This is a genomic window from Paraburkholderia phenoliruptrix, from assembly GCF_902859825.1.
GTDB classification, from domain to species: domain Bacteria; phylum Pseudomonadota; class Gammaproteobacteria; order Burkholderiales; family Burkholderiaceae; genus Paraburkholderia; species Paraburkholderia phenoliruptrix.
The window spans coordinates 1-13417 of sequence record NZ_CADIKB010000044.1 but is presented as its reverse complement, the minus strand read 5'-3'; the positions used below and the strand labels follow the sequence as shown (position 1 = coordinate 13417).

Here is a 13417-nt window from a genome sequence, read left to right as displayed (position 1 = left end):
AGCGTTAATCGAAGGCGGCGGGGCTCATCCCTGGGGCCTGTCATCAATGAGATCCGGTCTCAAAAACTCACGCCGCTCGAACAGCGGCGGATGACATGCCGTTTCAATGTCTAATGCGGCGCCTAGCATCGCAGTGGCGATGCTAGGCCCACCTATATAAGAACGCGCGAGAGCGTGAGGCACGAGTTGCCCGGGTTGGACCGCTTCTGCGCGCACGATGGCCATACGCTGGCTAGGATCGGTGTCGAGACCAGCGAGCAACTCGACGTGATTCCCGAACAGGTCCGCGTCGTCCAGCATCAGCGGGTGAAGTACGCGTGTCCCTGCTGTGACCTCGGCATCAAGGTCACGCCAGCACCGGCAAGAATCATCCCTCCCGGGCTGCTCACGGAATCGGCGCTCGCCTGGATACCTCCTATAGTGTTGCTGATCAGTAACAAGCTCGATGTGGACGACATTCGTTGGTCAGACAGCGCTGTGCTGTTGAGCGCGAACGGCAGCTGGTACACATTTGCAGGCTAGAAACCGGCGCGCTCAAAACCTCACAAGGAATCCGCGCAGTAAGTATGTGCGTGTGGTGGTCTGCAAAGGTGGGGCGATGGATAGAACGACAGAACTCCACGATGCGAACGTTCAAGTATTGATCGCAAGCTGTTTATGATCGAGCGAGATCGTGGCGACGATGGATTCAAATTCGGAGAATAGATCGGGCTGGTGTCTCTGCAAATAATGACGGGCGGATTCGTTCTCGAGAAGCTTGGCAAGGTATCCTTTGGCAAGCACCAGGTTTAACACGTCCTGGCCGTACGTCTGCTCCACAAGCTTGTACTGTTCCTGAAGATTGCTCATCTCGGACTCCATCTTCAGCATTTGCTCGGCGCTGATTCCGGTTAGTTTCCTGGGCTTTTTGCCGGCGACAAGGCCGGTGGCGGGCGTTGCAACAAGAAGCGCCTCGGCGTACCGGACGGTTACGCTGTTTGCTGCAATCATCAGTTCCACGCATTCAACCTGTCGGGTCGGCTTCATTTTTCGCAGGACCCTTGACAGTTCCGCGGAAAATTGACGGTCTCCAAGAAGCTCGGCCGCCTCTGCGCAGATACCGTCGAGGAGCGACAGTTTTTTCACGATGGAGGTCACATCCACCGCGAGCGCTCTTGCGAGGCGTTCTGAAGAAACGCCTCGTTCGATTACTCTGCGAATCATGTAGTGCTCCTGAATCGTTGGAAGCCTGTTCACGTGATTGTTGTACGTGTAGCTTTCGTCATCTGTAGCAATCAGACACGCAGCATCCGAAAACCCCAGTTCCCGCATGGCGAGCAAACGTAAATGGCCATCGAGCACGACATGCTGTCCAGTGATCTTATCTGCAGGAGTCACTGACAGCGGTTCTATAAGTCCTACTTCCTGGATGGACGCCTTGATCTGCTTGAACTTTCCAGATCCATAGATGGTTGCGGACAGCTTTCTTGAAGGAAGGATGTCGTTCACGGGCACCAACAAGGGTTCAGGAATGAATGCAAGTGTGACGCCCGTCATTTGGGGCTCGCGCTGGACCAAACGCGCTCAGAAAGGTATTTTGGCAACGTTGCCAGCCCCTCTGCACGCAAGAGATTGACGAAATTTTCGTCAGTGTACAGTTGCCGCAGCGCGCCAACGACGAAAACCAGGCGCTGCTGCGCGAACTCTGCTTTGCGTACCATCGCTTTTTGGCGCGAAACCTCGGTTTGATATGCCCGCAGAAGACTTGAGGTGGTCACCTCGCTAGCCTTGGGTGACATGATCCGGTTAGCGGAGCGTCCGAGCGTTTTTCTTCGCTCTATGATGCGCCGAGCTGCCATCAAGGGCCGGCCACGTAATTTTCCGGACTCGTACGCCTCCTGAAGTGCTGCCTGAACAGCTGCATCGTTGTGAGCTAAAGTCGGAAGTGGTGTACGGGGAGTTGAGGCGGGAAGTTGAAGGCGGTGGAGGTTTCAGCTGAGAATCTGATTGTCGAAGTCGGAAGCCAGCAAACAACAAACCATCCACCATGAGCAAGGATATGGAAAAAGCAGTCGTCGGTCTATCAGGAGTCGGGCTCGGTCTGGACGAATTGGTTCGTCACGGGGCGCGGCAAGTGATTCAACAAGCGATTGAAGCGGAGCTGTCGGAACTGATGGAGCGGTTCGCGAACGTCAAGACTTTGCAAGGCCAGCGCGCCGTCGTGCGCAACGGCTACTTGCCAGAGCGCGAGGTGTTGACGGCCGCCGGGCCGATTGCGGTGAAGGTGCCGAAGGTGCGCGATCGATCGGGATCGGGCGTGAAGTTCAATTCGACGATCGTGCCGCCGTACGTGAGGAAGTCGCCTCGCGTGAGCGCAGCGCTGCCGTGGCTGTATCTAAAGGGCATCTCAACGGGCGACATGGGCGAAGCGTTGAGCGTGCTGCTGGGCGATGACGCCAAGGGCTTGTCGGCCAACGTGGTGAGCCGGCTGAAGGCGCAATGGGCCGACGAGCATGTGGCGTGGAGCCGACGTGACATGTCCGGGTCGCACTACGTTTATTGGTGGGTCGACGGCATTCACACAGGGCTGCGCAGCGAGAACTCAGATGGGCAATGCTTACTTGTCGTCATCGGCGTGAAGCCGGACGGGAGCAAAGAGCGTGTGGCGATCGGCGATGGGTATCGCGAAACAAAAGCATCGTGGCTGGAGCTGCTTCTCGACCTTAAAAAGCGCGGTCTGAAGGCGGGCCCGCGGCTAGCGGTCGGCGACGGCGCTATGGGCTTCTGGGCGGCGCTGGAAGAGGTGTTTCCGGCCACGCGTGGCCAGCGCTGTTGGTTTCACAAGATGGGCAACGTGCTCAACGCGCTGCCCAAATCACAGCAGGCGCGCGCGAAAGCCGACATGCAATCGATCTGGATGGCGGCGACCCGCGCCGAAGCCCACGCCGCGTTCGATCGTTTCGTGTCGATCTATGCGGCCAAATATCCGAAGGCGACCGAGACGTTGAAGAAGGACCGAGACAGCTTGCTCGCGTTTTACGAATTCCCTGCCGAGCACTGGCAGCATTTGCGCACGACCAACGCGATTGAATCGACGTTCGCGACGGTGCGCCACCGTACGACGCGCACGCGTAACTGCGTATCGCGACCAACCTTCCTTGGACTGGCATTCAAGCTGATCGAGGAAGCCGAGAAAACCTGGCGCCGTATCAACGGCCCGGAAAAGATCAAGCTGTTGCTAGAGGGCGTTGCCTTCAAGGACGGCGAACCGGTGCAAGACGATCGACCGGTTCAGCAGATACTCGCCGCTTGAAATCGATCGCCGTCAAATTGCTCATACACCACTCTTGACGTTAGCTCTTCGATCGTTTCGTGTCGATCTATGCGGCCAAATATCCGAAGGCGACCGAGACGTTGAAGAAGGACCGAGACAGCTTGCTCGCGTTTTACGAATTCCCTGCCGAGCACTGGCAGCATTTGCGCACGACCAACGCGATTGAATCGACGTTCGCGACGGTGCGCCACCGTACGACGCGCACGCGTAACTGCGTATCGCGACCAACCTTCCTTGGACTGGCATTCAAGCTGATCGAGGAAGCCGAGAAAACCTGGCGCCGTATCAACGGCCCGGAAAAGATCAAGCTGTTGCTAGAGGGCGTTGCCTTCAAGGACGGCGAACCGGTGCAAGACGATCGACCGGTTCAGCAGATACTCGCCGCTTGAAATCGATCGCCGTCAAATTGCTCATACACCACTCTTGACGTTAGCTCCAAATCGCCGGGCGCGACATCTAGGGCCAACGCCAGTTTGATAATCAGCGCTGGCGCGGCGAGTTCGAAATCCTGCAGCCGCTTCACTTCGCGGAAGGCGACTTCTGCTTTGCTCGCAAGCGCTGAGATAGTCATGGCGCGCTCCGTGGCAAGCGACTCGATGCGTTGGTAACTTGCGCGTGCATGCCAGGTCGTATTGCCGGTGCCTCCGACAGCGAGTAGAGCTTCCGATACGTTACCGGGTAGGGCCTGGCGGTAGCGCAGATAGCGTTGAAACACTGACTTCAATGTCGAAGCGGCATCGGCCTTCTTTGCCTCGGCATCCTTGCCAGTCATGTCGACCCACGCTACCTCGACGCGGAAACTTTCATCGCGACCCTCGAAATATAAGCTGCCATGTTCGGCGCGGAAACTGTCGCAACCGGTTGCGTCGAGCATGAGGAACAACTCGCGCTCATCAGAGACGATGCGTGCGGTGCGGCTTCGTAATGCTGTGAGATGAAATGCTGCGCAATACCACGGTGACAGGTTTTCGGGCACAGCGCCGTTCAATACAAGCGCGGTTGGGCGAGCCTGCTCGATGTTTGCAATGACCTTCCGAAGCGCAACTCGCAACACGTCGTCGCCAATCGGTTGCAGGACGAGGTTTTCCGAAGCGAGACTGTCTTCCCGAAACTTGACCAACTGCACGATGAACCACGGCGCATCTACTTGGCTGACCTCTAGTTGGAGTCCGCTCGGATGGCGCGAGACCTTACAGAACGCAGGTCGTGTACGTGAAGGCATGAGACCGAGAGTGGTCGTAAGGAGGCTGGTGACGGCTTCTCCAATGGACGCCGACGCGCGCGGTTCATGCATCTCTCCGTCAACTGCACACAGAATGACGTGAGTAGCTACAGGTTCGGCTGAGGCTTGCTTTGCCCGCATGTAGCAACTGTGCCCGGCAATACGAGCTAAGACTTCAAGCGCGTGCGTCTGCTTCAGCCTGATGACATGTTCGAAAAGGGCGTCGCGCAGTGGTCGAGCCATCGACTTGATGTCGACTATAGTCGCGAGTGCCAATGCCTGACAGATGTCAACGGCGATTTCTAGCCTAAGCGAGTGGCCTTGGTCAGAAAGATATGAGCAGAGGATGTTTGCAGCAGATTGCGCGTCGGCGCGCGAAAGGTCAGCAGATGTCATGGCACAACTCCGTTCGTTGCGCTCACTCCGGGCGAAATCGAAAGGCGTCGCGCGTTGCCGTTTGCCTGAAGTGGGCGGGACGGGGTTATAAAGCCATGGCCACCATGGGTGGTCTACGCCGGATTTGCCGTATCCGCTTTCGCGGTGCGCAACTGACAGGCTCCGGGCTGCACGGAAAGAATGAAAACACAAGTTTCGCGTTCAAGCAAGTGGCTAAATATTTGCGACTTGGCAGTCATACAAGCGCCCGAGAGAGGAGAGAAAACCACACAGGCTTTAGGGACATATAAACCGCGGTCCTAGACATAACAACTTCACTTGCAACGGGAGGTTGCAAAATGCGTTGTGTCGCCGCTTTATTTCTCTCGGTAGTCCTTTTGGTCTGCTTCACGTCGCCGCCGCGGCCGGATTACATCGGTCTGCTGGACTCCGGGACGGGAAGAATGCATGAGCTTATTCCTCGCCGTAAGGCAGCGACAATACAACCTTTGGGCTAGATGTTCGAGCAGCTCCTCTCGACGGTGTCGTCGCCCGGGCTTCCCGCGGGGGCCACCTAGAGGCGCACATATGGTTCAGTTCCGTCGGGGTCTAACGAGCCCGACCTGTTATGCGACGTACGCCCAATGGGTCAAAGGTCGAAGGGAGGCTGGTTCGCGTTCACAATCCGGTCCATTGCAAATACTTGTTGACGGAAACTTCGCGCGTCTCCTTCAAAACTAGCGAGAAAGCCTAAGCAGTGGCCACAGGCTAAAAGCAGGACTTCTGCTTCGCTTCGGTTGGGAACTTCTTCGATGCCAGACATGCCAGCAGCTTCGCGCAGATAGATTTCCTTCACCCGGTTGAACTTACGCTCTCGCTGAGGTGACTGCAACGTGTGGGCAACATTGTTCCGCAAGCCGTTCAACGCTTCAATCAATTCCCATTCGCCGAGGTTATTCTTCCTCAGGCAGAGTGCTCGACAGACATGCACCTTAGTCGCGAAGGTCAGACGAGCATCAGCCAAATGTTCTCGATGGAAAACGAACTGGTCGATGATTCTGGCGAGTGCTTCTTCAATCAGCAGATGTCCCTTGAGCAAGGTGTGGACGGTATCGTCGACGGTGCCCATTACTTGGCTGAAGCGCTCGAGTGCTATCTCTGTGTCTTTCATGTGCGTAATTTTTCTTTCCGTGAGATGCTCGGTCTAAGGTCGCTGCAGGCTGGTTCCTTAAACGATATGCTGGCGGCAAAGGCCTGAGAAAGCTGCAAAGGTTTCCTGTCCGCTTTCCAAACCGGAAATGCTTTGTGGCTAAGCGGACCTTCTACTTTATACCGAGCTTCGACTTTGTCATCAGCTCCGCCGACCTCTTGCAGATGGCCATGAGCAGCTTGGGTATCTCTTTGAAGTCCGCGACTCGCTCGCACCAGACTGCACGATTTTCCCAAATCGATATGTGAGCATCATTGTCGGTGCATATACGCACGCCCCAGAATGGATGGCCGGCGCTCAGCGATACGTGAGTCTGTTGGACATCCGCGAGGACGCTGCGCAGGTTCTGGTCTTGCCCCGATAGGCCTATGAACAGCGGCGTTGAGCTTTGCAGCAGTCCCAGCAATTTAGCTCGCCATGGATTGGATTGCTGCCCGGTTTGTCGGTCGAAATCCAGTGCAGTGAAAGTAATCGTCTTACTCGACGGAAACACGTCTGGCCGTCGAGATGCAAAACCGTGAGGATGCAGGATGGAGACATCTTCGTTCAGAAACCAGCTGGGTTGCTCGATATGCGGATACGCAAATAAGCCTCGTTCAGCAAGGTAGGTTTCCAGAAGGTCATCGAAGTTATACGTGATTACGGTACCGTGCCCCCGTCTGCAGGACAGCATTACGAGCGCGCTTATTGCGGAAAGTAACTCGTTTTCAAGCAGCAGATTTTCGTTGAACGCCTCGTAGGCGCCCGTAGTGAGACTCTTCACGGAGTAAAGTGCGCGCCCAACAAGCTTCGCAAATTCTTCGGCACCGCCCGGGAGCTTGGACGCCAGATTTTCTGCGGCCTGCGCTGCGTCCGCGCCTTCTGGCATTTTCTCATCGGCAAATTGATGAGCCGCGGCCACTAAGGCTCCCCAAGAGGGTAGACCGCAACCCATTGAGGCTCCTGCTCCTAGAACGAGAATGAGTTGGTTGTCGACCGCTCTCCTGGCGAGGTAATCAATAACCTTGCTACTTTCCTTCCACGTGTCATTAAGGCTGTAATCATCCATTATGTTTCAGGCGCCAGTGGATGTAATTGCCGCGACGAATGTGAGCGAGTGCTTTGTCTACGGAGTCAAGTGACCCGGCGCCCCGGTAATAGAAGTTCATCTCGCCCTGGGTGCTGATGCTGAGCACTTCCTGGTCATTTCGAATGTCTCGCAGCGTAACCCGAAAAGGATTCAGGTATTCCAGCATGGTGCGCACCATCGTCGCGCCGCCAAGGTCGTCGCCAAAGAGCGACACGGTCCTGACCGACCGGCCGAAGCCATCCACAGCTGCATACAGTGCCCCCAGTCGGTAAGGTGTCGCTGAATTGTCAACCTCGCCGTCCGCGGGAAAGATTGTCTGCTTCACCAACGCTGCCACGTCAACGAGAGGCTTTTCGACAGCCTTGGCCAGTCGATTGCGGATGATGAATTGCTGGACGATGTCTGCATGCGTCGACGCAAGCAGGAAACGGTCTTCGACCTCGCGGACCAGTAACCAGTAGGTGAAATACTCTCCGTCTTCGGTCGCTCGCCTAGTTTCGACGCCAGCGTCGAAGTCAGTTGTCCATTCGAATACATGCCAACCACGCGCTGATGTCACACCGACCGGAATCACATTCTCCAGGCGTCGCGCGACAACGGGAAACTTCTCTTCATTTCGCAGCCGGAGAAGTTGACCGGAATAATTTGCCTTCGGCGCCGGTGAGCTCACTGTGCCTCCGCAAATGCGAGCTTATGCAGTATCCATAGCGATTTCCGAGTGTTAGGTTGCTGGTCACTCGCGAAATTGGCAAGAAACTTGAGCGGATTCCGTATCTGCTGATTGCCGAGTTCATCACCGCGCAATGTGGCGTATTCGCCTCCAGCCGTTGGAGCTTCCCTAGCGATATTCGCCGCTGTAGACGGGTCGTAGAAGAATGCGAGTACAAGCTTTACGATATGAATGCGACGCTGCATCCGGTCCAAGAAAACTGTGGGCGCCTGTTTCAGGCGCTCATGTGCCGAAGCGATGTAATGGCTTCCGGTCGCACGCGATGCGAGTGCTTCGAGCTGCGCGAGAACGATGTCATACGTCGCTTGGACGGGTTTCGCAACGTGCTGATTTGCCGACAGCACGGCGACCAGCGTCCGAATCAGGTACTCGTCAATACGGCTTTGGATGTTGGGGATAACATCCCAGCTTTCCCACAACGACGTCATATACAGCTGTGCATCGCGCCCATAGAAATACTGGAAATCGAGCAGGTGCGTCACCAGCTCAGACATCTCATCCCTGTACCTATGAATGAGCGGCGACACGTCCTCTGGCTGAACGATTGATGGCTTCCGTTCCCCGCCGCTTAGGTTTTCGCGGTCAAGAAAAATATATGCGGTGATGAGGGTCTTCTGGGCCTGTTCCAGCGCGTTGCGAGGCGCGTAGGCTTCCCCCGGACTAACTAGCCGCGCAAGGTGCTCCAGCTGACTCCGATTATTCGGACCGAACGCACCTTTGAGCAGAACGCCAATGAGTTGGGAAGTGATGGTGTGCGACAGCTCATGCGTGAGTGTTAGGGGTGTCCACGCGAACGTGTTGCAGCCCGTAATGAGTTCAAGCGGGGCACTTAGCGTGAAAGGCGTGCTTTTGTATCCATCGCGACCACTAAAATATGCAATCAGCTTCAGAAACTTTTGCGGCGCATCTTCTGGAGCTAGTGTCACCTCACTCAAGATGTGCTTGCGCCATGCGGCGTCCGTAAACCCCAACTGCGTGAGATTCTTCGGCCCAGCAGGAAGGTCGACCAAGCCGGCCACTTTTTCTGCAAGTCGCGAAGCCCGAAGCGCATTATCGTGATGGCGCCGGATATTCGTTAGCGCTTGCGATGCCGTACCAATCCCAAGCAGCGAATGAGTCCAGAAGTGGCACTCGGTCTCTCGGATGGGCGACGTTCCAGCAAAGGTCTGCGATGAAAACCGTGAGAGCGCAGCGTTGATGTTGGCGAGCCATGCAAGCTTCTCTACAGCGTTTTGATTCGAGTTTCTTAGCGTCCGCTGGAATACCTCGTCGAAGTCGTCGATGTCAGGGACGAACTCGGGCAGATATTTCTCGCACTTCGCACGTGTTACCGCAATTAAAGTCCGATATTCTTCCGAGGCGCTTTTCAGTTGGGGAGGCAGCGACAGCCGAGAGGTCACATTAAGATTTGCGGAGGGCTTCGCTGTAGTCAGCAATGGGCTGAAGGCGACATCGATGATGCGCGTGCCGCAGACAGTCCAAGCCTCCCACGGAACTTCAGGCATCTTGTGAATAAGCGTGGCCACAGCCAAATCTTCATCGACGTCGGTTGCGATGACAAGGTTATGCACCCCATAGCTCGCGAACGCGCGAACGCCCTCAAGGTCGAGCGTACCTATGTCGACCGGGCCGATAAAGAACACGTACCATCGCGAGCCGTCCTCCGTTGATGGGAAGGTCGCGTTGTCGATGGGAAAAATTGGGCTGATGCGCGTTGTCGAGTTCCACGCCTGTAGAGCGCTATCGACACTTGGTACGACGTTGATTTCGTGGTCGCGAAGGTCAGACGACCTGTTCAGGAGCAGGAAAACCTGCTCCCCAGCAAGCTTTGCCAACACTACCTCGGCTTAGTAGGTCGACAGATATTCGCCGCTTTTCTTATCGAGATTCTCACCGATGCCGACGAGCCCGACGCGCAAAACCGCACCACCGCGAGCGCTAGGCTCGTTGGGGCCAGTAATATTTGCTGCGTCGTGGTCGAAATGCCCGTAGCGCCGCCCACCAAGGGCGCACTCGAGCTCGAGCACTGTCATCAGGTCGTCTGGTCGGAACATGGCTTTATAGGTTGATTTATCAAGTAAATCAATGGGTTCGGTTGCCCGGTTGGCTATGCTATCGAAAACAGAGCGGATACGCAAGTATCATATTGCCAGCTTAGCACTTCCTGCTACAACGCTTCAGTTTGTCGACAAGACGTACGTCACATTGAGGAGAATCATCAATGTTCAACTATTTGAGACGCAACCGCGGGGTCTCAATTTCGAGCGTGTCGACCTCAACCTGTATAACAAGAAATCAGCAAAATGCCGCTGTCTGCGAATGCAGAATGTTCGCGCCCTCAAAAATGCACGGTTATAGGCATTTTCCCGAGTAGGCGATTGTCGTCACGGCGCGCTGACGGATGTCCCAATGCAATCCGTAATGCGTCACCGCGCTACGCCGGACAATATATATGGACCGGTGCATGAACTTCGAGCCCTTCGAAGCCAGAATCAGCAGTTCGCGGCTTCCAGAGCAAAACGAAGAGCCCGAAAGGTCCACTGCACCAAGTGCACGATGAGTTCATGGGGTCCTGAAGAGGATGGCTGTCCACGAGACGGTGTTGAGAATCACGACGCCGCCGTCGAGACTGGTCACGTGATGCCTGCCGCATCCGAGCCTTGTCGACCATCAAGCTTGCGTCGAGCTGCCTCCACAACGTCAGAAGAGAAATGCTCTTGATGTCGCAACACCACTGCCTCGAAGGTGTAGTCGCCCAATCCCAGAGAATGCAAAAGCTCAAAGCTCTCACTTCCAGGTTGCATCACCACGTACGCAACAGCACCCAGCTCGCCTCGATTGGTGATGGCCTTGAGCGTATTGCCGGCGCGCAGACGTTTGCCGTGCTTCACGAAAATTGCCTCTTCCTGAGCGTAGACGACGCTCCAGATGTCGCGACGCAATGCTGAGTCGAGATTCATGGCGTTCACCCTCACTTCAACCGACCGTTGACGTGCCGCAGGCACGAGATGCGGGTATTTGTTGCGGACATTCTTCGCAAACTCTATGCAGTCATCGCGAGATTTAAGATATGACATGCGTTTTCGGTCCTCGGAACTAAGGTTCTCAAAGCTATTCATCTCGCTATCTCCTCGCGGTTACCAGTTGATTGCGACCGACTCGGCGCCGCGACGCTTCAGTTCGGCGACGATTTCCTCCACGGAGGCGTCCTTCAGGCGCACCCCGTCCGGCGACGTGGTTGGCTCCGCCGCCTCAGCGTCAGCTGGGAACAGTGCCGCGTTGAGTCTCTCCCACGTAGCGAAACTTGGCAGAGTCGCGTCCGCGCTATTCGCATTTTCATATCGTGAGGGCATCACCGCGTGAATGCCGGCGCGTCGCGCAAGTTCACGATATGAAAAACGCATGTTTTCCCGCGCAGCTCTCAATGCTGCGCGGAAGCTCGGGTCTGTGACAGGTGGAAGCTGTTTCGTCATATTCACTACTAAGATACAAAATGCACACTGAAAGTGTACATCAAGGTGCGATTTATGTGTACATGTAGATACATTGTGCTGCGTGTAGGCAACGATAGACGGCACGGTAAGGGGGGGGCGGCCTGCACAGTCAGCTGAAGCGTTTGCGTGTCCTTACATCCCATTTCACGAGCAGGGCGACATCGGGTATAAGGGGCATTCAAACAACGCATCAGCAGCGCCTCCACCTCGGTAGCGCTGACCGCCAACGGCAGGTGAAACCGGCCCAGATTGCGTCCGTCCACTCAAAGCGCCTTTGGAGCCACGTTGGAAATTCGACAGGTCGTGCTTTGCAAACAACTTTTCTCTGAAGCGGAACGCTACCTTGCGCGTGGAACGCCGATGGGCCATGGGCTGGCGGTCTCAATCGCGCAAGATGCAGTTGAGTTGTTTCTGAGGGCCGTGATGAAGGAACGTCATGCCGCTGGTCAGAAGGTGCCGGACGAGTTTATTAAGGCGATGGACTACATCGACGCAGCGGCCGACGGTATCGAGCAACTGAAGGTTCCACTCCGAGGAAAACTGCTTGAATTGAACAAGGCGAGGGTTAACTTCAAGCATTACGGTCTAAGCCCTGAACGCTTGGATGCCGGGCGCCTGGTGAGCTACGTGAGTCATTTTTTTGACGAAGCGACTCCGCGGTTTTTCGGCACGTCATTCGAAAGCATTTCCTTGGCAGACCTCCTTGCTGACGCGGCAATTCGCGACAGACTGAAGGCGGCAAACGAAGCGCTGACGGATGAAAATTTCACGGAAGCGATGGGTCTGAGCGCAGAAGTGGTAGAGCTCGCTTCCGCCTCTGTCATGACAAGCCTTAATCCCTCGGGAGCCTTGCACCCATCTTTGATGTCCACCCGACTCAAGGCCACCCTTGGCGCTGAGGTAGTGGACGATTTGTCTCGATACATTACGGGACTGGTGAAAGAGTCGAACAGGGCCGCACTGATGTTGGCGCTGCCAGTAGACGTAAAGCATGCTTCGAGGTTCGAAGTCTTGGCCCCGCCGGTTTGGGTCTTTCGAGGCGATGCAAGCTACCAAAAGCAATTGATGGTTCCGGCAGAGTTTCATACCGCAGAGAACGCGCGTTTCTGCGTCAGCTTCGCTACGGAAGTTTCATTGGCTGTGGACGCGCGAATGACAATCCCTTTGCCACCACTAGGCCAACAAAGCGCAGACGAACTTGCCTGAATTGAACAAGCCGAGGACCAAATGACGCCGGAAGATGAGCGCGAGATTCTTGCCCTGATGCGGGAAGCGCGTAAGAAGGATAGAGGGTACGCGAACTTCTTTAGCTGGCCCCCCGACAGAGACCTCGAGGAATTGGGCGTGGTGCAATCCCTGCAGGAAGCCCTTGCGCACGCGGGTACCGCTCCATTCACCGACATCGCCTCCAGAGGGCGCGGCGAAGACCCGCCTGACTGCGAAGCACGAAATGCGTCCGGCAAACGCATAGCGATTGAAGTGACAGAGCTAGTCAATGGGAAGGCCATCGCAGCGTTCAAAAAGGGGGACCGCTACAACTAGGCTTCCTGGACCGGAAAAGAATTTCTTACGGCTTTGACTGACCTCATCCAAAACAAGGACAAGCGTTTTCCGAAGTTAAAGGGTGCTCCGTACCCGGGCGGATACGTGGTCGTTGTTCATTGCGACGAAACCGAACTGTCCGCTGCTCAGGTCGCGGCGTTCATGGAAGGTGCTGCCGGAATCGCGTGCTCATATATCACGCAAGCGTACCTGCTGCTTTCCTACGACCCCGCACTGGAAGGTTGCCCGCATTTCTTGTTGCCGCTTATCGACACACCCCACTTGGGGTCCTAAGAAGGCAATGGCAGCAGTTAAGTTGAGATGACGATGTCACGCAGCTGTACTGTATATATGTATGGGCTATCCATTTAGCTCCACTTGCGCCATGATCGGGTAGTGAGCGAACTCAAGCATACCCCGACTGCCGGTGAAGATTTCCCTCGAACATGGAGCCAGTTTCTG

General features: G+C 55.8%; 12 protein-coding genes and 3 pseudogenes. 6 read left to right on the top strand and 9 right to left on the bottom strand.

Annotation, left to right across the window (positions count from 1 at the left end; translation table 11 throughout):
• Positions 1 to 165: 165 nt before the first annotated feature.
• Positions 166 to 411: pseudogene (locus HV711_RS28235) on the top strand (IS66 family transposase zinc-finger binding domain-containing protein); the annotation flags it as partial.
• 222 nt (positions 412 to 633) lie between these two features.
• On the opposite strand, the gene HV711_RS28230 reads toward HV711_RS28235, so the two are convergent.
• Both HV711_RS28230 and HV711_RS28225 read right to left on the bottom strand, forming a co-directional pair.
• On the bottom strand, positions 634 to 1536 hold the full coding sequence (locus tag HV711_RS28230; RefSeq protein WP_035484887.1) for a plasmid partitioning protein RepB C-terminal domain-containing protein: 903 nt from the start codon (positions 1534 to 1536) through the stop codon (positions 634 to 636).
• Positions 1533 to 1907, bottom strand: a pseudogene (locus HV711_RS28225) (chromosome partitioning protein ParB); the annotation flags it as partial. The pseudogene HV711_RS28225 and the gene HV711_RS28230, both read right to left, overlap by 4 nt.
• A gap of 119 nt (positions 1908 to 2026) precedes the next feature.
• Here HV711_RS28225 and HV711_RS28220 point away from each other — a divergent pair.
• On the top strand, positions 2027 to 3292 hold the full coding sequence (locus tag HV711_RS28220) for an IS256-like element IS1413 family transposase (RefSeq protein WP_007178968.1): 1266 nt from the start codon (positions 2027 to 2029) through the stop codon (positions 3290 to 3292).
• 47 nt (positions 3293 to 3339) lie between these two features.
• Positions 3340 to 3702: pseudogene (locus HV711_RS28215) on the top strand (transposase); the annotation flags it as partial.
• Here the strand turns inward: HV711_RS28215 and HV711_RS28210 are convergent.
• The 7 genes from HV711_RS28210 to HV711_RS28180 all read right to left on the bottom strand — a co-directional run bounded on the left by HV711_RS28210 (position 3681) and on the right by HV711_RS28180 (position 11038).
• Positions 3681 to 4931, bottom strand: a complete 1251-nt coding sequence (locus HV711_RS28210; protein ID WP_035484857.1) for a hypothetical protein — start codon at positions 4929 to 4931, stop codon at positions 3681 to 3683. The pseudogene HV711_RS28215 and the gene HV711_RS28210 sit on opposite strands and share 22 nt — an antisense overlap.
• 628 nt (positions 4932 to 5559) lie before the next feature.
• Positions 5560 to 6081, bottom strand: a complete 522-nt coding sequence (locus tag HV711_RS28205; protein WP_035484854.1) for a hypothetical protein — start codon at positions 6079 to 6081, stop codon at positions 5560 to 5562.
• Positions 6082 to 6232: 151 nt separating this feature from the next.
• Positions 6233 to 7168 carry an SIR2 family protein gene (locus tag HV711_RS28200; protein ID WP_035484850.1) on the bottom strand — a complete coding sequence of 312 codons (936 nt, stop codon included), beginning with the start codon at positions 7166 to 7168 and terminating at the stop codon, positions 6233 to 6235.
• Positions 7161 to 7859, bottom strand: a complete 699-nt coding sequence (locus tag HV711_RS28195) for a hypothetical protein (RefSeq protein WP_175145427.1) — start codon at positions 7857 to 7859, stop codon at positions 7161 to 7163. Before HV711_RS28195 ends, HV711_RS28200 begins: the two co-directional genes overlap by 8 nt.
• Positions 7856 to 9754, bottom strand: a complete 1899-nt coding sequence (locus HV711_RS28190; protein ID WP_035484846.1) for a hypothetical protein — start codon at positions 9752 to 9754, stop codon at positions 7856 to 7858. The genes HV711_RS28195 and HV711_RS28190 overlap by 4 nt, the downstream gene beginning before the upstream one ends.
• 12 nt (positions 9755 to 9766) lie before the next feature.
• Positions 9767 to 10057 carry a hypothetical protein gene (locus HV711_RS28185; RefSeq protein WP_175145425.1) on the bottom strand — a complete coding sequence of 97 codons (291 nt, stop codon included), beginning with the start codon at positions 10055 to 10057 and terminating at the stop codon, positions 9767 to 9769.
• Between the two features lie 495 nt (positions 10058 to 10552).
• Positions 10553 to 11038: a hypothetical protein gene (locus HV711_RS28180; protein WP_035484841.1), complete on the bottom strand. Its 486-nt coding sequence runs from the start codon at positions 11036 to 11038 to the stop codon at positions 10553 to 10555.
• A 660-nt stretch (positions 11039 to 11698) separates the two neighbouring features.
• On the opposite strand from HV711_RS28180, the gene HV711_RS28175 reads away from it, so the two are divergent.
• Genes HV711_RS28175 through HV711_RS28165 form a run of 3 tightly spaced genes read left to right on the top strand, consistent with a single transcriptional unit; the run spans position 11699 to position 13249 of the window.
• Complete coding sequence (locus HV711_RS28175; RefSeq protein WP_175145423.1) at positions 11699 to 12619, top strand: hypothetical protein; 921 nt, start codon at positions 11699 to 11701, stop codon at positions 12617 to 12619.
• Between the two features lie 21 nt (positions 12620 to 12640).
• Positions 12641 to 12955 (top strand): hypothetical protein, encoded by a 315-nt coding sequence (locus tag HV711_RS28170; RefSeq protein ID WP_035484832.1) that lies wholly within the window; start codon positions 12641 to 12643, stop codon positions 12953 to 12955.
• A gap of 33 nt (positions 12956 to 12988) precedes the next feature.
• On the top strand, positions 12989 to 13249 hold the full coding sequence (locus tag HV711_RS28165) for a hypothetical protein (RefSeq protein WP_035484831.1): 261 nt from the start codon (positions 12989 to 12991) through the stop codon (positions 13247 to 13249).
• The last annotated feature ends 168 nt before the right edge of the window (positions 13250 to 13417 follow it).